Source organism: Marinobacter flavimaris (assembly GCF_045057155.1).
Taxonomy (GTDB): Bacteria; Pseudomonadota; Gammaproteobacteria; order Pseudomonadales; family Oleiphilaceae; genus Marinobacter; species Marinobacter manganoxydans.
The window spans coordinates 1,731,787-1,752,965 of sequence record NZ_CP171359.1 but is presented as its reverse complement, the minus strand read 5'-3'; the positions used below and the strand labels follow the sequence as shown (position 1 = coordinate 1,752,965).

General features: G+C 57.5%; 21 protein-coding genes. 6 read left to right on the top strand and 15 right to left on the bottom strand.

Annotated elements, in window-relative coordinates; all coding sequences use genetic code 11:
- Positions 1-2: 2 nt before the first annotated feature.
- The 9 genes from ACGK9W_RS08135 to ccoN all read right to left on the bottom strand — a co-directional run bounded on the left by ACGK9W_RS08135 (position 3) and on the right by ccoN (position 8,679).
- Positions 3-692, bottom strand: coding sequence for a sulfite exporter TauE/SafE family protein (locus tag ACGK9W_RS08135; RefSeq protein WP_092029825.1), 690 nt, complete (start codon positions 690-692; stop codon positions 3-5).
- Positions 689-937 (bottom strand): cbb3-type cytochrome oxidase assembly protein CcoS, encoded by a 249-nt coding sequence (ccoS, locus tag ACGK9W_RS08130; protein WP_008174722.1) that lies wholly within the window; start codon positions 935-937, stop codon positions 689-691. Before ccoS ends, ACGK9W_RS08135 begins: the two co-directional genes overlap by 4 nt.
- 49 nt (positions 938-986) lie before the next feature.
- On the bottom strand, positions 987-3,434 hold the full coding sequence (locus ACGK9W_RS08125; protein WP_405420270.1) for a heavy metal translocating P-type ATPase: 2,448 nt from the start codon (positions 3,432-3,434) through the stop codon (positions 987-989).
- Entirely contained in the window at positions 3,431-3,946 is a 516-nt protein-coding gene (locus ACGK9W_RS08120) for a FixH family protein (RefSeq protein ID WP_008174725.1), read from the bottom strand. Before ACGK9W_RS08120 ends, ACGK9W_RS08125 begins: the two co-directional genes overlap by 4 nt.
- A 44-nt stretch (positions 3,947-3,990) precedes the next feature.
- The gene (gene ccoG, locus ACGK9W_RS08115; protein ID WP_092029823.1) at positions 3,991-5,421 is read right to left on the bottom strand and encodes a cytochrome c oxidase accessory protein CcoG; all 1,431 of its coding nucleotides are present in this window, start codon (positions 5,419-5,421) and stop codon (positions 3,991-3,993) included.
- 127 nt (positions 5,422-5,548) lie between these two features.
- Positions 5,549-6,439 carry a cytochrome-c oxidase, cbb3-type subunit III gene (ccoP, locus tag ACGK9W_RS08110; protein WP_405420265.1) on the bottom strand — a complete coding sequence of 297 codons (891 nt, stop codon included), beginning with the start codon at positions 6,437-6,439 and terminating at the stop codon, positions 5,549-5,551.
- Entirely contained in the window at positions 6,436-6,621 is a 186-nt protein-coding gene (locus ACGK9W_RS08105; RefSeq protein WP_008174730.1) for a CcoQ/FixQ family Cbb3-type cytochrome c oxidase assembly chaperone, read from the bottom strand. Before ACGK9W_RS08105 ends, ccoP begins: the two co-directional genes overlap by 4 nt.
- Positions 6,622-6,624: 3 nt before the next feature.
- Positions 6,625-7,233, bottom strand: a complete 609-nt coding sequence (ccoO, locus tag ACGK9W_RS08100; protein WP_092029819.1) for a cytochrome-c oxidase, cbb3-type subunit II — start codon at positions 7,231-7,233, stop codon at positions 6,625-6,627.
- Positions 7,234-7,248: 15 nt separating this feature from the next.
- On the bottom strand, positions 7,249-8,679 hold the full coding sequence (gene ccoN, locus ACGK9W_RS08095; protein ID WP_008174734.1) for a cytochrome-c oxidase, cbb3-type subunit I: 1,431 nt from the start codon (positions 8,677-8,679) through the stop codon (positions 7,249-7,251).
- Between the two features lie 220 nt (positions 8,680-8,899).
- Between ccoN and ACGK9W_RS08090 the strand changes: the two genes are divergently transcribed.
- Entirely contained in the window at positions 8,900-9,547 is a 648-nt protein-coding gene (locus ACGK9W_RS08090) for an alpha/beta family hydrolase (RefSeq protein ID WP_008174736.1), read from the top strand.
- Positions 9,548-9,550: 3 nt separating this feature from the next.
- Here the strand turns inward: ACGK9W_RS08090 and ACGK9W_RS08085 are convergent, their stop codons facing one another.
- Positions 9,551-11,392, bottom strand: a complete 1,842-nt coding sequence (locus ACGK9W_RS08085) for a diguanylate cyclase (RefSeq protein WP_288365399.1) — start codon at positions 11,390-11,392, stop codon at positions 9,551-9,553.
- A gap of 113 nt (positions 11,393-11,505) precedes the next feature.
- On the opposite strand from ACGK9W_RS08085, the gene rlmM reads away from it, so the two are divergent.
- Positions 11,506-12,582, top strand: coding sequence for a 23S rRNA (cytidine(2498)-2'-O)-methyltransferase RlmM (gene rlmM / locus ACGK9W_RS08080; protein ID WP_008174740.1), 1,077 nt, complete (start codon positions 11,506-11,508; stop codon positions 12,580-12,582).
- Here rlmM and ACGK9W_RS08075 read toward each other — a convergent pair.
- Positions 12,579-12,869 carry an antibiotic biosynthesis monooxygenase gene (locus ACGK9W_RS08075; RefSeq protein ID WP_008174741.1) on the bottom strand — a complete coding sequence of 97 codons (291 nt, stop codon included), beginning with the start codon at positions 12,867-12,869 and terminating at the stop codon, positions 12,579-12,581. The two genes, rlmM and ACGK9W_RS08075, sit on opposite strands and share 4 nt — an antisense overlap.
- 86 nt (positions 12,870-12,955) lie before the next feature.
- Between ACGK9W_RS08075 and tusA the strand changes: the two genes are divergently transcribed.
- Entirely contained in the window at positions 12,956-13,195 is a 240-nt protein-coding gene (gene tusA / locus ACGK9W_RS08070) for a sulfurtransferase TusA (RefSeq protein ID WP_008174742.1), read from the top strand.
- An 8-nt stretch (positions 13,196-13,203) separates the two neighbouring features.
- On the opposite strand, the gene dsbD is transcribed toward tusA, so the two are convergent.
- Positions 13,204-15,072 carry a protein-disulfide reductase DsbD gene (dsbD, locus tag ACGK9W_RS08065; RefSeq protein WP_405420256.1) on the bottom strand — a complete coding sequence of 623 codons (1,869 nt, stop codon included), beginning with the start codon at positions 15,070-15,072 and terminating at the stop codon, positions 13,204-13,206.
- Positions 15,073-15,259: 187 nt separating this feature from the next.
- Between dsbD and ACGK9W_RS08060 the strand changes: the two genes are divergently transcribed.
- The 3 genes from ACGK9W_RS08060 to pdxB are packed head-to-tail and all read left to right on the top strand — an operon-like array spanning position 15,260 to position 18,299.
- On the top strand, positions 15,260-15,850 hold the full coding sequence (locus ACGK9W_RS08060; protein WP_405420254.1) for an elongation factor P hydroxylase: 591 nt from the start codon (positions 15,260-15,262) through the stop codon (positions 15,848-15,850).
- Positions 15,847-17,130: a DEAD/DEAH box helicase gene (locus ACGK9W_RS08055; RefSeq protein WP_405420252.1), complete on the top strand. Its 1,284-nt coding sequence runs from the start codon at positions 15,847-15,849 to the stop codon at positions 17,128-17,130. The genes ACGK9W_RS08060 and ACGK9W_RS08055 overlap by 4 nt, the downstream gene beginning before the upstream one ends.
- Before the next feature lie 17 nt (positions 17,131-17,147).
- On the top strand, positions 17,148-18,299 hold the full coding sequence (gene pdxB, locus ACGK9W_RS08050; RefSeq protein WP_405420250.1) for a 4-phosphoerythronate dehydrogenase PdxB: 1,152 nt from the start codon (positions 17,148-17,150) through the stop codon (positions 18,297-18,299).
- Positions 18,300-18,355: 56 nt separating this feature from the next.
- Here the strand turns inward: pdxB and htpX are convergent, their stop codons facing one another.
- The 3 genes from htpX to ACGK9W_RS08035 all read right to left on the bottom strand — a co-directional run bounded on the left by htpX (position 18,356) and on the right by ACGK9W_RS08035 (position 21,029).
- Positions 18,356-19,237 (bottom strand): protease HtpX, encoded by an 882-nt coding sequence (htpX, locus tag ACGK9W_RS08045; protein ID WP_008174747.1) that lies wholly within the window; start codon positions 19,235-19,237, stop codon positions 18,356-18,358.
- Between the two features lie 95 nt (positions 19,238-19,332).
- Positions 19,333-19,803: a hypothetical protein gene (locus tag ACGK9W_RS08040; RefSeq protein ID WP_288365402.1), complete on the bottom strand. Its 471-nt coding sequence runs from the start codon at positions 19,801-19,803 to the stop codon at positions 19,333-19,335.
- An 11-nt stretch (positions 19,804-19,814) separates the two neighbouring features.
- The gene (locus tag ACGK9W_RS08035; RefSeq protein ID WP_405420243.1) at positions 19,815-21,029 is read right to left on the bottom strand and encodes a pyridoxal phosphate-dependent aminotransferase; all 1,215 of its coding nucleotides are present in this window, start codon (positions 21,027-21,029) and stop codon (positions 19,815-19,817) included.
- Between the last annotated feature and the right edge of the window lie 150 nt (positions 21,030-21,179).

The following is a 21,179-nucleotide window of genomic DNA, read 5'->3' as shown; positions in this document are numbered from 1 at the left end:
GGCTAGTGTCCGGCCAGATGCAGGAAAGGCAGTGTCCAGAGTCCGAACAGGATAAGCAGGCCGCCGGTCACCTTCCGGAACAGTTGATGGCTCTGTAAACCCCGGATCCAGTTGGCCGCGAAACCCGTGGCCAACATGGAGGGAAGCGTGCCGAGCCCGAAAAACAGCATGGTCAGCGCGGCCGAGCCCACTGTCGGTTGCAATGCTGCCCAACCGAGCGTGCTGTATACCAGTCCGCAGGGCAGCCAGCCCCAGAGCGCTCCAAGAGCAAGTGCCTGTCCGCCGTGATTCACGGGCAGGAAGCGGCGGGTCAGCGGGGAGAGGCGCGCCCAGATTGGAGCACCCACCCGCTCAACGTAGCGAATTCCCTGCCACCACTGGCCCATGGACAAACCCATGAAGATCAACAGCAGCCCTGCCAGGGTCCGAAGCACCAGGCCGGCAGAGGCCCACTGGCTGGCGGCCGAGGTACTGGCCAGCGCAACCAGTGTTGCGATCAGGACATAGCTGCCGATGCGCCCGAAGTTGAAGGCCAGAAGCATTACCGTTTGCCGGAACCGGAACCCCCGGCCCACAGGCAGGGCCATGGAGAGGGAAGCGCTGATGCCGCCGCACATGCCGAGGCAGTGCGTGCTGCCTAGCAATCCGATCAGGAAGGCGCTCGGGTAACTGAGGTAGAGTTCCGGATTCATCCTTTTTGGGACTTATCCTCACCCGTATCAGCGGTATCGCTGACTTCAGCTGTTTGCTCCGGGGTTGGCTCCCCGGCAGCCGGTTTGTCGGTGCGAGCGTCGTCCGGGATCATATCCTTGTCGTCATCGTAAAGTATCCGATGCGCCGGGCCTTCGAGATCATCGTACTGACCGTTCTTGACCGACCATGTGAACAGGGCGACGCCTACCGCCACCAGTATGAGCATCACCGGGACCAGAAACATGACGATTTGCACGGTGCAACCTCGCAGAAAAGATTAGAAGTTCACGGTATCAGGACAACGCCTGGGCGCCAACCGCGAGATTGTCCTGACTCTTCCGACTCGGTGCCTTGCCAAGCCGCAGCGCATTCAGAACGACCACCAGAGAGCTGAGAGACATGCCAATTGCTGCCAGCCAGGGTGGGACCATTCCGGCCGCGGCCAGGGGAAGCGCCAGCACATTGTATATGAGAGCCCACCATAGATTCTGGCGGATGATGCGCTGGGTCTGGCGACTGGTTTTAAGGGCTTCGACCAATTGCAGCAATTGACCATTCAGCAGTACTGCATCAGCTTTCAGTTGGGTCAGGTCGGCAGCCGTGCCCATGGCCACCGAAATTCCGGCGCCAGCCATAGAGGGCAGATCGTTCAGACCGTCGCCCACCATCATAATTTGCCGGCCCTCGGCTTGCAGCTTCTCCAGCACAGCCAGTTTATCTTCTGGGGAGGCTTGTCCGATAGCCTCGTCAATGCCCAGTATGTCTGCCACCTGGTTTACATGCCCGGAACGGTCGCCACTGAGGAGCAGGGTGCGAATGCCGGAATCCTGAAGAGCTTTGATGGCTGCCCGGGCATCGTCACGGGGCTGGTCGTCGAGCCTGAAACAGGCCAGCCACTCGTGGTCAGAGGCCAGCCAGATTTCCATACCCTGATGCGGATCCTTTTGTGGCGCTGGCGCGGTGGTATGTTGTTCGACAAACCCCCTGTGGCCGATGAACAGCTGCAGGTCTCCCAGCCGGCCTGAAAGCCCACCGCCAATGTGATTTTTCACATGTTCGACCGCAGCAGTGGTTCGACGGTGAAATACTTTGGCTATGGGGTGCTCGGAGTATTTCTCCAGGCCCGCGGCAAGCTTGAGGCAAGTCTGCTCATCCATGCTGCCAACGATTGTGGTGCCGGCCAGGCTGAGCTCGCCCCGTGTGAGTGTCCCGGTTTTATCGAAGACCACGGTGTCAATCGTGTTCATTGATTCAAGGGTATGCCCCCGAGTCGGGAGAAAACCAAGCCGCCGGAGCCTGACTGTTGCCGAGGTAATGGCAGTCGGTGTCGCCAGGGAGAGCGCGCAGGGACACGTCACCACCAGAACAGAAAGTGTGATGTCGAAGGCGTTGTCGGCACCGGCCAGCCACCAGCCTATCCAGACAACTGGTGCCAGAATCAGAACCCGCCCGACGAATTTTCCGGCCATCCTGTCGGCCATCATTGCAACGCGCGGTTTTTCCGACTGCACGCGGTCCAGCACTCGCAGAATGCCTGAGAGCCGTGTCTGGGTGCCGGCCTTGACCACCCTGACATCGAGCGGATTTTCCCCGTTTACGCTCCCGGCGTGGACAGTATCCCCGGGATGGCGGGTTTCAGGGAGGTATTCCCCGGTTAAGGCTGCTTCGTTCAGGGTTGATTCTCCCCGCACAATCTCGCCATCGACGGGCAGGGTTTCGCCGGGGCGCACACGAACGATATCGCCTGGCCGGATCTTATGGGCAGGGATAATGTCGGTAGTATCGCCCTGGACCAGTGTGGCGACGGTCGGCTGAAACCCTGCAAGCGCATTGCCTGTCAGGCCTGCCCGGTAGCGGGCCTGAACTTCAATGTAGCGCCCGAGCAGGAGGAAAAAGGTGAACATGCAAACGGACTCAAAGTACACTTCCTCGCCGCCAAAGACGGTTACCCACGCGCTGGCGAGGTAGGCGAGTCCGATGGCAATGGCAACCGGCACATCCATGGTCAGATGCCGGCTGCGGATATCCCGTTGGGCATTGCGGAAAAAAGGTGCAGCGCTGAAGAGCACCACGGGGGTAGCGACCAGAAGGCTGAACCAGCGAAAGAAGCTGACGAACTCGGGCGACAGCTCGCTGACCAGTTCGAAATAAAGGGGAAACGCCAGCATCATGCTCTGGAACGAACCGATTCCGGCAATGGCGAGGCGGATGAGCATGGACCGATGCTCGGCCTTGAGCGCCTGTTCCGCCTCGTCTGCCTGGTAGGGGCGGGCGGTGTAGCCGAGCTCGTGGATCGCGATCAGCAGGTCACTCAGCCGAACCTGATCCGGGGACCACACCAAGCGCGCACGTTGGGTGGTATGGTTTACCGAGAAGGAGTCGACACCGGGCTGCTGCTTCATATGGTTTTCAAGCAGCCAGATACAGGCGGCACAGGTGATGCCACCAATCAGCAGTTGCGCTTCCTGTGCGCCTTTTACCGGTGCAACAAACGACTCCTGAACCAGAGGGTGATCAAGCTCTCTGATTCGGTTCAGTTCCGCCGGGGTCAGCTGCTTTGGGGTAACGGCCGGTTTGGTCCGGAAATCATAGAACCCGGCGAGACCCTCGCTGCGAATGGTCTGGCACACCGCTTTGCAGCCCTGGCAGCAGAAGTGACGGGTAGAACCTTCGAGCTCGAGGGTGATGGGCGGCTCACCGTCCGCTGGCTCACCGCAGTGAAAGCAATCCAGCCTGGTCAACCTTGGGCAGACCCCCCGGCCTTGACTGTAATTCCGTCTTCAGCTGGCAGCCAGGCTTCGCCTTTTAATCGCCACTCGTTAGCTGGACCCCGTAGATCGTAGTACCAGCGGCCGTCTATGTCATTGAGGAGCTTACCGGCAAAGCGCCCTGGAGCGATTTGCTGGAATTGAACAGTGCGATCCTTGTCGGAAAGCGTTGGATGGAACAGGTTCAGGATCAGATACGGGAAATCCGCCGGACCCTCAACGGTGTTCAGGTTGACGGTGATATTTTTGCTCTGGAAATCAATCTGGGCCTCCATACCGAGATCTTCCGCCTTCTGGTCTCTTGCTATGGACATGTTAATTCCGCGCCCTTCTTTGGACCAGTCGTCGGTGACCATCGCATTTTCTGTGCTGACAGCGATAGTGATGGCAACGGCGCAGTAAATGATGGACGCCCCCGGAAAAATCAGCAGGAACCAGAACCAGGGTTGGCGGTACCAGGGTGCTACGGGTGTTTCAGTAGTCATAAATCAATGTCTCATTCAAACGGTCAGTGCTGCACGATCGACGATCAGCGCGTTGGACCGACAAATCGGCTTTCAGTTTCAAGGCTCAGCGAAGAATCGGTCTCGGATTGTGCCCTGAACAGGATATCGTTATTGGATTCGGTGATGGATTCCGGCGGCACGTCGACTACGGTCGGCAGTGAGCGGTTTTCACCACTTTCAACGGTTACCGAAGTGTCCGTCAGGATCCGGATCCCCTCCAGGCCAGTCACTGACAGAGTGAAGGTTTGGGGAACTTCGGTCATGTTGGCGATTTTTAGGGTGTAGGAGTTCTCAATCCGCCCCTCGCCATTGAAACTGTAAAGAGCACCGCGATCCCGAAGAGCATCCATCTGGGCTGGCACACGGGTGGCGATGGTGAAGATAATCGCGGCAATCATCAGTGACAGCACCGCGCCATAACCGAAGGTTCTTGGTCGCAGGAGTTTGGAGGTCTTGCCTTCAAGTTCATTCTCCGTGGTGTAACGGATCAGCCCCCTCGGGTAATTCATCTTGTCCATGATCTCGTCACAGGCATCAATGCACAGCGCACAGCCGATACATTCGTACTGAAGGCCGTCCCGGATATCAATGCCCGTAGGACATACCTGAACACACTGGCCGCAGTCGATACAGTCGCCCAGACCGGCCTCGGCCGGATCCACGCCTTTTTTGCGGCCGCCCCTGGGCTCGCCACGATTCGGATCGTAGGAAACCACGCGAGTGTCGGGGTCAAACATCACCGACTGGAAGCGGGCATATGGGCACATGTAGAGGCAGACCTGCTCCCGCATCCAGCCCGCATTCAGGTAAGTGGCAACGGTGAAAAAACCAACCCAGAAGTAGGCCCAGCCATTTGCCTGTAATGTGAAAAGGTCGCCCAGCAGCTCGCGAATAGGGTAGAAGTAGCCAACAAAGGTCAGGCCGGTGGCAAGGGCAATCAACAGCCAGACGGCGTGTTTGGCGGACTTTTTGACCAGTTTCCCGGCTGATCGGGGAGATTTGTCCAGCTTCATGCGCTTGTTACGGCTGCCCTCGATCCGTTCCTCGACCCACATGAAGATAAAGGTCCAGACGGTTTGCGGGCAGGTATAGCCGCACCAGACCCGGCCGAACAGAGTTGTGACGAAGAACAGACCGAAGGCGGCGATAATCAGCGTGCCCGAAAGCAGAATAAAGTCCTTGGGAAAGAAGGTAACGCCGAAGAGGTGAAATTCGCGGGCTGGCAGATTGAAATAAATCAGTGGTTGCCCGTCAAGCGTAATCCAGACAAACAGGAAATACATGCCCATCAACATGGTCAGGCTGACATTCCGGATTCGCTGAAAGGAGCCTTTAACTTCCTTTACGTAAATTTTCTTGCGGCTGGCGTAGAGTTCGACGGTTCCGGATTTATTGTTGTCGCCGGAGGGATCAGAGGATGGGTCAACCTGTTTGACCGGGATCTCACTGCTCATCGTTACCTCCAGAAAAACTGTAATGCGGGACAACAGGCCCTGGGACTGCTGATCTTTTCAAGCCTGTGCCCGCAGGGCAGACACAGGGTTGAAAAGACCGGTCCGGGGCAACCCCCGGCCGGGTGACTCAGTTAGACAGGCTGTATACGTAAGCTGCCAGAATCTGAATCTGATCCTCTGAGAGGCGACCCTGCTGAGCGGGCATCTGATTCTGACGGCCATTCATCACGGTTTCCTTGATCCACTCGTAGTTGGATCCGTACAGCCAGGTGTTGTCCGTCAGGTTGGGGGCGCCCATGGCCTCCATGCCTTTGCCCTCGGGGCCATGACAGGCCACACAGGCCTGAGCGAAAACTTGTTCGCCTGCTTTGGCAGCTTCGGCGTCTTTTTCCCGACCGCTGAAGCTCAGAACATAGTTCACAACCTGATCCACCTGCTCGTTGGTCATGCCGGGCATGGTGCCCTTGGCCGGCATATTACCCATACGGCCATTGTGCAAGGTTTCCAGGATTGCTTCCGGTGTTCCGCCCCACAGCCAATCGTCGTCGGTCAGGTTGGGGAAGCCAACCTGGCCACGAGCGGCAGAGCCGTGGCAAACCGCACAGTTGTTGGCGAACAGACGCTGGCCTATTTTCATGGCATCGCTGTTCTCGGCCAGTTCGGGAACCGGAGTCTCACCGTACTGGGCGTATATCGGGCCGTATTTTTCCTCGGCCTCGGCGACCTCTGCTTCCCACTGATTAGTGGAAGTCCAGCCAAGCAGACCCTTATAGTTGCCCAGTCCCGGGTAGAGGGCCAGGTAACCGAGGGCGAAAACACAAGTGGCCAGGAACAGGTAAAACCACCACTTTGGCAGTGGGTTATCGTATTCCTCAATGCCATCAAAGGAATGGCCCATGGTGCGGTCGGTTTCGGTATCGGTTGTCTGGCTCTTGCGGGTTGCCCAAAGCAGCCACCAGCAGCCGAACACGGTACCGAGCACGATCACACTGATCCAGATGCTCCAAAAGGTACTCATTCTTTTTTCTCCGTTTTTTCCTGTTCGAGCGTACGCTTTTCCACGTCGTCATCGTCGAAGGGCAGGTGAGCTGCCTCGTCGTTGGCCTTCCTGCGGTGGGCGCTGTAGGCCCACCAGACGATTCCCAGGAAAACCGCCATTACCAGAAGTGTGTGAATGCCGCGTAACTCATTAATATCCATGGTTCACCGTCTGTCTGAAATCACAGTACCCAGCTGTTGCAGGTACGCGACCAGCGCTTCGATTTCGAATTTACCTTCCACCTGAGCGGCTGCTTCGGCAATCTGCTCGTCGGTGTAGGGCACGCCCAGAGTCTGAAGTGTCTCCAGCTTGGCAGCGGTCTTGCTGTGGTCGACCTTGTCTTCAAACAGCCAAGGGAATGCCGGCATGTTGGATTCAGGCACTACGCTGCGCGGGTCGTACAGATGCTGGCGCTGCCAGGCATCGGAGTAGCGTCCGCCAACACGGGCCAGATCCGGACCGGTGCGCTTGGAGCCCCACAGGAACGGGCGGTCATAAACAAACTCGCCCGCAACGGAGTAGTGGCCATACCGCTCGGTTTCCGCCCGGAACGGGCGGATCTGTTGGGTATGGCACACATGGCAGCCTTCGCGGATGTAGATGTCCCGGCCTTCCAGTTCGAGCGCTGACAGGGGCTCAAGCCCCTCTACCGGCTCGTTAACGTCTTTCTGGAAAAACAGAGGCACTACTTCGGCCAGAAAGCCGCCACTGATGGTCAGGATGATCAGTACGATCATCAGACCAATATTTTTTTCGACAATTTCGTGTTTCATCTGATCTCTCTCCCGTTACGCCGGCTGAGTTGCCGCGTTATCTTGCGCAACCGCATCTTTCTGACGCACGGTCATGTACACGTTGTAAGCCATGATCAGCATGCCTGACAGGAAGATGACGCCGCCGAGGAACCGGACGAAGTAGCCAGCGTAGGATGCCTCAAGAGATTCAACGAAGCTGTAGGTCAGCGTGCCGTCTTCGTTAACCGCACGCCACATCAGGCCCTGCATGATGCCGTTAACCCACATTGCAACGATGTACAGTACGGTGCCCACAGTGGCGAGCCAGAAGTGCACGTTGATCATCGCTGTGCTGTACATGCCCTGGAGTCCCCAAAGCTTCGGTACCAGGTGATAAACCGCGCCGATACTGATCATGGCTACCCAGCCCAGAGCACCGGAGTGAACGTGGCCGATGGTCCAGTCAGTGTTGTGGGAGAGTGCGTTCACGGTCTTGATGGACATCATCGGACCTTCGAAGGTGGACATGCCGTAGAACGACAGGGAAACCACCAGGAAGCGCAGAATCGGGTCAGTGCGCAGTTTGTGCCATGCGCCTGACAGAGTCATCATGCCGTTGATCATGCCACCCCAAGAAGGTGCGAGCAGAATCAGGGACATCACCATGCCGGCTGTCTGTGCCCAGTCCGGCAGGGCGGAGTAGTGCAGGTGGTGGCCGCCGGCCCATACATAGGTTGCGATCAGGGCCCAGAAGTGAACGATCGACAGGCGATAGGAGTAGACCGGACGATTGGCCTGCTTGGGAACGAAGTAGTACATCATGCCCAGGAAACCTGCGGTCAGGAAGAAGCCTACTGCGTTATGTCCATACCACCACTGCATCATGGCGTCGGTAACGCCCGCATAGGCAGAGTAGGACTTGAACGCACCGGCTGGCAGCGCCATGTTATTCCCGATATGAAGCACTGCAACGGTCAGGATAAAGGCGCCATAGAACCAGTTAGCCACATAGATATGCGGTGTGGCCCGTTTCATGATGGTTCCGAAGAACACCAGAGCGTACGTCACCCAGACGACCGCAATGGCGATATCGATCGGCCACTCCAGTTCGGCGTATTCCTTTGAAGTGGTAAGGCCCAATGGCAGGGTAATGGCTGCCGCGACAATGATCGCCGTCCAGCCCCAGAAAGTGAACGCAGCCAGGCTATCCGAAATCAGTCGAGCCTGGCACGTGCGCTGAACGACATAATAGGAGGTAGCAAACAGGGCACTTCCACCAAAGCCGAAAATAACGGCGTTGGTATGCAGCGGCCGGAGACGGCCGAAGTGGGTAAAGGGCAGGTCGAGGTTGAGGGACGGCCAGACCAGCTGTGCTGCGATCAGCACACCCAGCGCCATACCTACAATACCCCATACCACTGTCATGATGGCGAATTGTCTCACCACCTTGTAGTTGTATGTCAGGTTTGCATTTACTGTGCTCATAGCCTTACCAATGGGTTTAAAGTGGGGAAATATGCGGGCGCAAGTATGGAGAAACGATTAGCTGTTTGCAATGACTCAGGTCAACTCCTGACATCCGTCAAATGCGCCGAAATCAGCAACATGGCTTCCTTTTCAGTGCCGTTTTTGGAGTTGTTTCAGCGCAGGGAATGTGTGTTGCCTGAGTGCAATGATAGTCGCTTAATTGGATGAGGTGAATTCTGTGAAGTTGATTAAGACCAAAGGCTATGAAAGTAATCCGGAAGTTGTACTGATTCTGGCTCACGGCGCCGGGGCGCCGGCTGATTCTGCCTTTATGGAGGAGCTTTCTCTGGCCCTCAGCCGGGAAGGCATCGTAACCGTCCGTTTCGAATTCCCCTACATGCAGAAGCGACGAGCCGACGGCCGAAAGCGCCCGCCGGATCGGGAGCCGGCATTGCTTGAGCATTTCTCCAGTGTGGTTGATGCGGTTCGCGCCGAGCTTGGGGCGGAGTGCAAGGTTCTGGTGGGCGGCAAGTCCATGGGTGGGCGCATGGCAAGCATCCTGGCCAGCCAGCGCAATGGGATCGATGGCGTTACGTGCTTTGGCTACCCTTTCCACCCACCGGGTAAGCTGGACCGGTGGCGCACCGGCCACTTTCAGGAATTGAAATCGCCCATGCTGGTCCTGCAGGGAACAAGGGATCCATTTGGCAAGCCCGCCGAAATGGTCGGCCATGAAAAGGAGCTCGAAGCGATCCGGCTACACTGGCTGGAGGGTGGCAATCATGATTTCCAGCCGCTGAAAAGCCAACCTCATACCCAAAGCGAACTGGTCGCCGAAGCTGCCCGAGAAACCCGGGCCTTTATAAATCAGGAGCTGGTGACCTGACGGTTACTCCACTTCACTGGTCTCAGAGAGCAGGGCACGGTTGCGGCCCTCACTCTTTGCCCGGTACAGGGCTTCATCCGCTCGCTCAAATAGCTGGCTCTGATCTTCGCCGGGGCCAAGAGAGGCGATCCCGGCGCTCAGGGTCATTCTCACCTCGGTGCCGTCCGGCGCCAGTACCGGCGTGTTCGCAATGTCCGCAAGCAGTGCCGAGCAGACCTTTCGGGCTCCAGTGGCGCTGGTGCCTGGTAGCAAAAGCGCGAACTCCTCCCCGCCAAACCGGATCGCGACATCCCTGGGGCGTTTTACGTGGCGGGTCAGTATTTCGGCAATAAATTGAAGGCAGGTGTCCCCAAAACCGTGGCCCCAGGTATCGTTGATGTTCTTGAAATGGTCAGCGTCTACCAGGGCCAGTGTCAGTGGGTGTCCCGTGCGGCGGGCTTCCGCGCACAGCTCCGGGAAAATGTTGTCCAGATGCCTCCGGTTATGCAAGCCGGTGAGTGCGTCGTTGAGGCTCATGGTTGACAGTTTTCGATTTGCCTTCTCCAGTTCTCGCATGGTGTTTCGCAACTGGGCAGTGCGCTCGTGCACCTTGAATTCCAGCTCCGTCCTTGCACTGTGCTCCACGTCCAGCAGCTTCTGGCTGAGCAGGCGCCACCGCTGCACCATGGCATAGTTCAGCAGAATGACCTGTCCACCCACCGCCGATTGCATCAGGGCTTCCCGCGCCAGGAAGTCGGTCAGATAGCCGAAGGCCGCCAGGGCGTATATCAGGCCACCAACCAGCATGATCAACCAGGCCAGCAAATACCACATGGCAGGCTGATACCCTTGCTGCCATCGAATTGCTGCAATCATGAACAGGCTTGAAATGACAGTCAGCGCCAGGACGGTGTTAAGCAGAATCGTCTTGTTGTAAGGCAGGATCAGGGCCAGGGCCAGAAATCCGATGCAAAACCAGGCCTGACCCTTGAGGACGGTCTCAGGGATTGTTCCTTTATCAATTTCCAGGAACGAGCGGCCAAAAAGTATCATGGCCAGGGCGCAAAGTGACAACGACAGGGGGATGGAGGTATTGGCAAAGCTGGCGTTGTCCGGCCAGAAATACTGGTTGGCGAAGCCGCCCATGGCGAACAGGAAAAGCCCGAGCGCTGCCAGGTAAAAGGCGTTGTAGAAGTAATAGCCGGTTCCGGAGCTGAAGAAGAGCAGCAGGTTGAAGACGGCAAAGACCAGAAGCGCCCCGTAGAAGAGTCCGTGGGTAAGGGTCAGGTGATTGCTGCCTGAAATGACTTCGGCAGCCGTCTCGAAACTGAGTGGCACGTTCAGGGCGCCATTGCTGTGAACACGGAGGGTTAAAGAGCGGGTCTCACCGCCGTCCAGCGTGACGGGAAGCAGGAAATACCGGTAATCCACCGCCCGTGATGCAAAAGGTCGTTGATCTCCGGTAGCAATCGTCTCTGTAGTATCATTCGCCGTTTGCCAGAAAGTGACCTCGTCAAGCAGGGGGTAATTGAGCTTCAGATACCAGACAGCGCGCTCGGTCCCGGAATTCCTGACGTCCAGATGGACCCAGTACACGGAGCTGGTGTGACTGAAAACCAGGTCCCGCCCGTGTGCCGGTTTCCATTCAATATCGACGGGTAGCTGGTCCGGCGCCGTTGCGTCATGGCCGGGTGCGCCGGGAGGGGCGCTGTAATAACAGACGTATTGCATAAGGGATGCGCGGGCTGCACTATCGGTTGCCTCCAGGGTCGGGCATCCCGCCAGGACGGATCCGGTATCTGGCAGTGCCAAGGCCGGGATCAGCGATAGGCTGATAATGGCAATCAAGCGCAAAACGGACGACATTCAAGACTTCCCGCGGTTATCAGAGCGGGAAGTGTAGCCAGAGAAGACAATCTACGCTGTTAAACAGATTCAACTTTTACGGGTTGGTCTCCAGACCTTATTTCGGATAGTGCATGGAACAGATTCTCGTGTTTTGTCGGCCCGGCTTTGAAACCGAAGCCGGCCGTGAAATAACCGACTCCGCCGCGGAACGGGGTATCTTCGGCTATTTCGAGCCTGTTAAAGATCAGGGGCTGGTGCGTTTCTACCCGGCTGCGCCTGAAACTCCGGATGATCTGATGGCGCGCGTCGCCCTCGATGATCTGGTTTTCGTCCGTGACTGGATGGTGGTGCTGGGGGAATTCAGTCTCCCGGAAGCGGACCGTGTTGGTGCCGTAATAGAAGGGCTCAGGGGCCTCGGGCGCGGTTACCCCGGTTGCGCGCGGCTGGAAGTCCGGTTGCCGGAAAATAACGCGGATGGTGATCTTGGTAACTTTGCCCGAAAGTGGGTATCGCCTCTCTCCCGTGGCTTGCGAGGAGCTGGCCTGCTCAAGGCCGACCAGAATGCTTCGGCCCCGGCCCGCCTCGAGGTGTTCCTGCCGGATTTCGCCTCGGTGGTTGTCGGTTTCAGTCTGGCGGATAACCGCGCCCGGTATGTCGGTGGTATACCGCGACTTCGGTTGCCAGCTTCAGCGCCCAGCCGGTCCGCCCTGAAACTTGAGGAAGCCTGGAAGGTCTTTCTACCACCTGATCAGGAACTGGACTACCTTGGTGGCGGCAAAAAAGCCGCTGATCTGGGAGCCGCCCCCGGAGGCTGGACCTGGCAGCTGGTGCACCAGGGCATGATGGTAACCGCTGTCGACAACGGCCCCATGAACCCTGAGCTGATGGCGTCGGGGCAGGTGGAGCATGTGGAAGCGGATGGCTACGGCTGGCGCCCCAAAAGGGGTATCGACTGGATGGTCTGCGATATTGTGGATCAGCCCCGGAAAACGGCGAAGCTGGCTGTAACCTGGCTCGGTGAGGGGCTTTGTCGTTACACGGTCTTCAATCTCAAGTTGCCGATGAAGAAACGGTACGATGAGTGGTTGATCTGTCGGGATATACTCGTGAATGGCCTGAGTGCGGCGGGCATCGGCTTTCGTCTTAAGGCCCGCCACTTGTATCATGACAGAGAGGAGATCACCTGCTTCATTGAGCGGACTGGCTAGAAGGCGCTTTGCTCGAGCACGGTGATGTGTTCTTCTTCGTCCATCATGGGGATGAGCTCCAGCATGAGCTCGCGGCGTTCATCGGAGTGAAACCAGCGGTCCCAATCCGCTTCGGATCGCCAATTGGCCAGGGTAAACCGGTGATTGGGGTCATGGCTGTCTGCCAGGGTTTCTCCGGAAATAAAGCCGGGCGCACTCACAGCCTGCTGCAGAACCTTACGGGAACGTTCTTCGTAAGCTGCTTCCAGGGTTTCAGCAATATGACGTTCAATCAGAACCCGGATCATGACAAACCTCCAAGTGTTTTAACTGTTATAAACAATAATTTAGCAGGTTTTTACGAAAAATCAGGTTCAATGACAGGAGATGTAGTGTGAGTGCAATCGAATACGATGCAGAGCTGGATGCCCGGGGCCTGTTCTGCCCGGAACCAGTCATGATGCTGCATAACCGTATTAACGATGTTCAACCCGGTGGCGTGTTGCGGGTTGTGGCCACCGACCCCTCTACCACCCGGGATATCCCGCGTTTCTGCCAGTTTCTCGGCCACGAACTCGTCCATCAGGCCGAATCCGACGATCTGTTCATCTACCTGATACGCAGGGGGGAGTAGCCCCTCTGCTATACCTCCGAGTCCAGTTTCTGGAGGTGGCCGAGGAATTCCTCCCGATCCATTTCTCCGAGCACCCTGTGCTGGGGCAGCTCCTGGCCGTTACCGCGATAGAACAGAATAGCCGGGGGGCCGAAGAGGCCGAGTTCGTCCAGCATTGCCTGCTGTTCAGGGGTGTTGTCGGTCATATCGATCTGCAGCAGGGTGTAGGGGCTAAGCGCCTGGATTACATCCGGCTTGCTGAAAACATTGCGTTCCATAACCTTGCAGGAGATGCACCAGTCGGCGTAGAAGTCCAGCAGAACGGGCCGTCCCTGTTCGCGGGCCTGTTGGAGCATCGCCTCGATTTCACCGGGCTGTTTCACGCGCACAAAATCCGCGTGCTGGACACCGGCATTGCCGGCCCCGCCGAATGACGCGGAGGCGACTGTAAAGGGCGCTAGAGGTTTCAGCGGGTCATTGGCCCCGGCCACAGCACCGGCAAGCAGAGCCAGGCCATAGGCGAAAAGAACCAGCCCCAGCCCCTTCCGGGTCCGTTCCCAGCCGGCCCTGGCAGTATCAAAGGCGCCAAGCTGCACGCCGGTTATGGCGATAAGAAGGCCCCAGAGCGTCAGTGCCAGCCAGCCAGGTACCAGTCGCTCCACCAGCCAGATCGCCACGGCCAGCAGCATCACACCATAGAAGTGCTTCACTGCGGTCATCCAGTGGCCGGTAGTCGGCAGCAATTTTCGCCCCCCGACCGCCACAAGAATCAGCGGAATGCCCATGCCAAGGCCGAGCGCAAACAGCGCCACCCCGCCGATCACGGCGTCCTGGGTTGTGGAGATATACAGCAGGCTGCCGGCCAGAGGCGCCGAGACACAGGGCGAGACGATCAGGGCCGACAGGGCGCCGATGCCGAATATGCTGAATACCCGGCTGCCGGTGAGCCGGTGACTGGCATCATTGAGGGGCTCACGAATGAAGCGTGGCAGCTGGATCTCGAAGAGATCGAACATGGACAGGGCAAAGACGACGAACAGCAGGGCAAAGACGCTCAAAACCCAGGGAGATTGCAGTTGTGCCTGCAAATTAAAGCTGGCTCCGAGCAGACCCGTCAGCACGCCGGCCGCTGCATAGGTCAGTGCCATGCCCAGAACATAGCTACCCGACAGGAGCAGGGCATGGCTGGTTGTCCGGGTGTTCCTGCCAGAAACCAGCGATGAAATAATCGGAACCATCGGCAGTACGCAGGGGGTGAAGGTTAACCCCAGCCCCAGCAGCAGAAACACGCCTGCAATGACGAGCGTCGATTGCTGTGCAAGAAAGCCTGCAAGTCCGGTGGCGGTTTCAGTGTCCACGGGTGCGCTGCCGCCCCCCGAAAAACCCGCTGCTGAAGCTGTTGGCGAGCCGGAGCCACCGCTACCCTGATAGAAAAGTACATCCCGGGTCTGGGGCGGGTAGCACAGCCCCGCCTTTGCGCAGCCCTGATAGGTTACCTGCAGTTCTGCCTCCCGGACGCCGGCTGGAAGCGAGATCGGAACACGGGCTTCAATCGGATCAAAAAAGACCGTGGTCTTGCCGAAGAATTCGTCTTCGGTCACCGTTCCCGGCGCCGAAAACGCGGGTTCCCCAAGTCCGACATCGGGATTGGTGGCGGTAATGCTGACACGTTCGCGATAAAGATAGTGTCCGGGTGTGATATCCCAGGTGAGAACCACCGTGTCTGCGTCGGTGGTGAAACTGAAGGGCAGAGCTTCGTCGACCGGGAGGAAATCATTACCCTGGCCGCCAAACAGGGAACTCCCGTTGCCGCCGAGGGCCCAGGCAGAAGGGGAGGCCAAAAGCATCAGGGCGAGTGCCAGGAACAGGTTCAACGGATTCACCCATTGGCATTTCATCTTCTTTACTGCAGCGAAAGCCATCATTGATTGTAAGATTTCCCGGTTAGTGTCTGTTTGATCAGAGTCTCTAAAAGTCGGATTGTTACAGCATTACAGCCGCCGGTTCACGCCAGCAGTGGACACGAGGGGATGGGCAAAGTTCCCTCTGGTATTGGGGGCGGTAAAGTCGCACAATAGCCACCCAATGAATCACAGTCCAAATGATCTTATCATGCTGTTTAATGACCAGTTCCGGGAAGCATACCGGACAGTTCTGGTCAAAGGCAGCGATGAACCTGAATACTTGCCTGCGAGCGGGCCGGAAGGTCTCGCACAGGTCGTCTTTGCTCATGGTTATTATGCCAGCGCTTTGCATGAAATAAGCCACTGGTGTATTGCTGGTGAGTACCGGCGCACACTTCACGACTATGCTTACTGGTACTGTCCGGATGGCCGTACACTGCAGCAGCAACAGGCTTTCGAGCAGGTTGAGGTCAAGCCCCAGGCCATTGAATGGTTGTTTGCGGTGGCTGCAGGTTTCCGTTTTCACATCAGCGTGGATAACCTCTCGGGAGCTGGCGCCGCCAATGAAGAGCGGTTCCGTCACAATGTGCGGATCCAGGCGGGCGAGTATCTGGACCGGGGGTTGCCGCCCCGGGCACAGGCGTTTTTCGATACGCTGGCAACATTTTACGGTACCGGAGAAATCCTTGAAGAGCGCTGGCAAGAAGATGCCCGGCGCATCGCTCCGTTATATTCTGAATCAGGACATTCCAGGAAAACTGAGACTCTATGACATCTGACCCAAAACACACCGGCGACCTGAGATTCAGCGATCTGAACCTCGACAAGCGCTTGCTGGATGCCATCACGGCTATCGGTTTTGAATATTGCACACCCATCCAGGCGGAAACACTGCCCTGGACGCTGGCCTGTGAGGATCTGATTGGCCAGGCCCAGACCGGCACCGGAAAAACCGCAGCGTTTCTGATTACGGCGATTCAAAGCCTTCTGGAGACGCCGATTCCCGAAACAGACCGGTTTGCGTCAGAGCCGCGGGTGCTGGCCCTGGCACCGACACGTGAGTTGGCCATGCAGATCGCCAAGGACGCAGAGCAGTTGTGCCAGCATACCGGCCATAATGTGGTGACGGTTGTGGGCGGCATGAACTATGACAAGCAGCGGGACCAGTTGCAGAACGAGATCGTCGATATTCTCGTGGCGACTCCGGGGCGCCTGATCGATTTTCTCGGCTCCCAGGACGTATTTCTGGACCAGCTCGACATCCTGATTCTTGATGAAGCTGATCGTATGCTGGACATGGGCTTCATTCCGGACGTGAAGCGCATTATCCGCAAGTGCACACCCAAGGATGAGCGCCAGACACTCCTGTTCAGCGCCACCTTCAACCAGGACGTGCTGAATCTTGCCTCCATGTGGACGAGTAATGCAGAGTTCGTGGAGATAGAACCGGAACAGAAAACGGCGGAACGGGTTGAGCAGACGGTGTACCTGGTGGGCGACGATGAAAAACTTCCGGTGCTGGTCAATTTTCTCAAGCGTCCGGAAGTGGAAAAGGCGCTGGTGTTTGCCAACCGCCGGGATCAGTGCCGTGACCTGGAAGAGGATCTGAGGAACCAGGGGGTCAAAGTTGCCCTGATGTCAGGCGAAATAGCCCAGAACAAGCGCCTCAAAACCCTGGACCAGTTCAAAAAAGGCAGCATCCAGGTCCTGGTGGCCACCGATGTGGCTGGCCGTGGTATTCACGTCAACGGCGTCACCCACGTTTTCAACTACAATCTGCCTGATAATGCCGAAGATTATGTGCACCGGATTGGCCGCACAGGCAGGGCTGGCAAACACGGGGTTTCCATCAGTTTTGCCGGTGAGGATGACTCGTTCGCGCTTCCCGCCATCGAAACCTACATCAGCCAGAAGCTGAAGACTGCCGTGCCCGATGAGGCGCTCATGGCGCCGATGGACAACCCGCCGATTACCCGCAAGCGCGGCCGACGCCCACAGGGTTCCGGCGGCCGTGGCCAGGGCGGACGTAATCAGCGCCAGCGCAGGAACTGACAGGGCCGGACATCATTATGTTGATCGTAGCAGATGAAAACATTCCCCTATTGGACTCCTTTTTTGGTGACATGGGGGAGATTCGCAGGGTTTCCGGCCGTTCCATGTCGGGCGAGGATGTCCGGGACGCCGACATACTGCTGGCTCGTTCGGTCACCAGGGTAAACCGTGAGCTTCTGGAGGGCAGTCGGGTCAGGTTCGTGGGAACAACTACCATCGGTACCGATCACGTCGATCTCGACTGGCTCGAACAGGCGGGGATTCGCTTCTCTGCGGCGCCGGGCTGCAACGCCAACAGTGTGGCCGAATACGTGCTATCTGTGCTGTCACTGCATGCTGAAAGGCGCGGGCTTTCAGACTGGTCCCAGCTCAGCGTTGGCATCGTGGGTGTCGGCAATGTTGGCGGTGAGCTGGCCCGCAAGCTTGACCGCCTCGGATTCGATGTGCGTCTTTGCGATCCGCCAAGAGCGGACCGGGAAGAGGACAATGAGGAGTTTGTAGCGCTGGAAGAGGCCATGAAGTGTGATGTGGTGTCCCTGCATACACCCCTGACCCGCGAGGGAGATCACCCCACTTTGCATATGATCGGCAACGCCGAACTTGAGACCCTGGGTGCGAACCAACTCCTGATCAATGCTGGTCGGGGCGAGGTCATCGACTCGTCAGCGTTGCTGGCCCGCCTTGAACAGGGCAATGCGCCCGTCGTCGTGCTGGACGTTTGGGAGCAGGAGCCGAGGATTCATCCTGAGCTGGTTGACCGGGTCTGGCTGGCAACACCGCATATTGCCGGGTACAGTCTGGAAGGCAAGGTTCAGGGAACGGAAATGATCTATCAGGCTCTGAGCCAGTTCCTGGGCCTGCCGGTTCGCAAAAAAGCGGGCCAGTTTCTGCCGGAGCCAGCACTCAGCAAGATTTCCTTTACCAGCTCTGCCGAGGAGGAGGATGCAATTCGAATTGCACTGAGGGCCTGTTACGACCCTCGCCGGGACGATGCGAAACTTCGTAACACCATGGCAGGGTCTCCAGAAGAGCGGGGAGCGGCGTTTGACAGACTGCGCCGGGACTATCCGGTTCGTCGGGAGTGCTCAAGCCTCAAGATTCAGCTCAAGGGCACCAGCAAGTCCCTGCAGGACAGTTTCCGGGCTATCGGATTCAAACTGAAAATCTGATCTTAGCCAGTTCCTGATAAAGAAAGCCGGAGTCCATGGGGCCCCGGCTTTTTTGTTTACAGCCTGGCGCTCTGCAACGCCTGTATGCGGTCTTCCAGTGGCGGATGGGTCATGAACAGGGCACTCAGGCCGCCCCGGGCCCCGCGGTTAATGCCAAATGCCTGGAGGCTGTCGGGCATCTGGTCCGGCACCTCGCTTTCCTGCTTCAGCCTCGCCAGCGCGCTGATCATGGCTGAGCGGCCTGCCAGCTGGGCACCGGCGATATCCGCCCGGAATTCCCGGCGACGGGAGAACCAGAACACGATCGTACTGGCAAGTATACCCAGGACGATCTCGGCAACGATGCTGACCGCGAAAAAGCCGAGGCCATGTCCGCTTTCATTCTTGAAAATCACCCGGTCGACAAAGGAGCCGATCACCCGGGACGCGAAGATGACGAAGGTATTCACCACACCCTGAATCAACGCCAGTGTCACCATGTCACCATTGGCAACATGGCCGATTTCGTGGCCCAGGACCGCCCGAATCTCATCCTTGTTAAAGCGGTGCAAAAGCCCTTCACTGACCGCGACTAGTGCGTCGTTCTTGTTCCAGCCCGTTGCAAAGGCATTGGACTGGGACGCAGGAAAAATCGCGACTTCCGGCATGCCGATACCGGCGTTTTTGGCCAGCTGCGCCACAGTATCCACGAGCCAGCGTTCGGCAGGAGTGCGCGGGGAATCAATGACCCGGGCCTTGGTGCTCCACTTGGCCATTCGCTTGGAGATCAGCAGCGACACGATGGCGCCGGCGAATCCGAAGACCGCAGCGAAAGCCAGCAAAGAGCCATACTGAATACCATTCTGGGCGAGGTAGCTGTCCACGCCCAGCAGTCGCAGTGTGAAACTGGCGACAAGGATTACAGCAAGGTTGGTTGCCAGAAACAGCAGAATACGCATGTGGGTTCCCTGATCAGTTCGTCACAGAAAATAAAGCCGTCATTCAGACCGTTATATGCGGTCGCGGTTCAATCAATCAACGAGCTTACGGTGATTTAATAAATGCCGCGGTCCGCGAAGAAGGTTGTCTGCATGATCTGGCTGATTCGGCCGGAATTGCCGCTGCGCAGCGCCGTTCTGATCAGATGAATGTGAGTGGAGAGATCTTCTTTGACTGAAGGAGGCAGGGCGCTGGCCGGGCCTTCTTCGGGGGCTCCGAAGTCCCTGGCCAGAGCCTGCGGCGCCGGGGCACTCAGGCGAATAAAGGCGTCTCGGGTCAGTACAGCCTGATCCAGTGCTTCCTGGCGAATGGTGTCTATGTACCTGAGCAGGCCTTCCTCCGAAAGCCAGAGGAGGGCGCCAAAACAGGCCATGTGCCGTTTGCTGTGGAGACCAAACTCGTCCGGCTCATCCGGGCCAGCGATGTCCTCGACAAACAGGTTTATACGCCGCGGGAAGGCGCCATACAACTGCACCAGGGCAATGGCCGCATCCTTGTAGAATTCCTCGACGTGAATATCCGCCATGGTTTTCCCCGTTATTGCTGGTATTGACCAAGGAAATTTCCGAGTCGGCCCATGGCATCCTCCAGGGTGTCTTCCCGTGGCAGGAACACCACTCTCAGGTGTTGTTTGTCATCAATATTGAACGCAGACCCCTGTACCAGAAGAATTTTTTCCTGAATAAGCAGGTCCAGAACCAGCTTCTCATCATTGACGATGGGGAAGTGCTTCGGATCCAGTTTCGGGAACAGATACAACGCGCCCTGAGGCTTGACACAGCTTACCCCCGGAATGTCGTTGAGCATCCGCCAGGCGGTTTCCCGCTGCTCATACAGCCGCCCGTCTGGCGCCACCAGATCGTTAATGGACTGGTAGCCCCCCAGGGCAGTCTGAATGGCCAACTGGGCCGGAACATTGGCACAGAGCCGCATGTTGGAGAGCATGTCGATGCCCTCAATCAGATCCTTCGCCCGGTGCTTGGCACCACTGACAATCATCCAGCCCGAACGGTAACCCGCTGCCCGGTAGTTCTTGGACAGGCCGTTATAGGTGAAGAAAAGCACATCGTCGGCCAGTGAGGCGGTGGAAATATGCTGGGTACCGTCATAGAGAATCTTGTCGTAGATCTCATCGGACAGGATGATCAGGTTGTGCTTCCGGGCCAGTTCGATGACCTGTTCGAGAAGCTCTTTCGAGTACACAGCGCCGGTCGGGTTGTTCGGGTTGATCAGAACAATGGCGCGGGTTCGCCGGGTGATTTTCTTGCGGATATCGTCAATATCCGGAAACCAGTCCTGCTGTTCGTCGCATCGGTAGTGCACGGGCTTGCCGCTGGAAAGCGTAACGGCAGCGGTCCACAGGGGGTAGTCCGGGGCCGGGATCAGCACTTCGTCACCGGTGTTCAACATGGCCTGCATGGTCATGACGATCAGCTCGCTGACGCCATTACCCAGGAAAATATCGTCGATATCGACTTTGTCGATGCCCCGTTGCTGGCAGTAGTGCATGACCGCCTTACGGGCAGAGAACAGCCCCTTCGATTCCACATAGCCCTGGGCAAGGTGCATGTTGTAGATGACGTCTTGCTGGATTTCCTCAGGGACATCCAGTTCGAAGGCGGCAGGGTTGCCGATGTTGAGCTTGAGTACCCGATGCCCCTCTTCTTCGAGTCGACGCGCTTCCCGCAGAACTACGCCACGGATTTCATAACACACGTTATCCAGCTTGGCGGATTTGTAGTAGTTCTGCATAAGACCCGGACGTCCTTCTTTTGAGATCGAAAAATGGCACCTGCCAACACGACAGGCCTTTATTCTAGCGGAGCGAGGGCCGGCGGCAACAGGGGAATTATGATGAATTGTGTCGTGTTAAGGCAGATTTAGCTCACAAACCTGAACCGG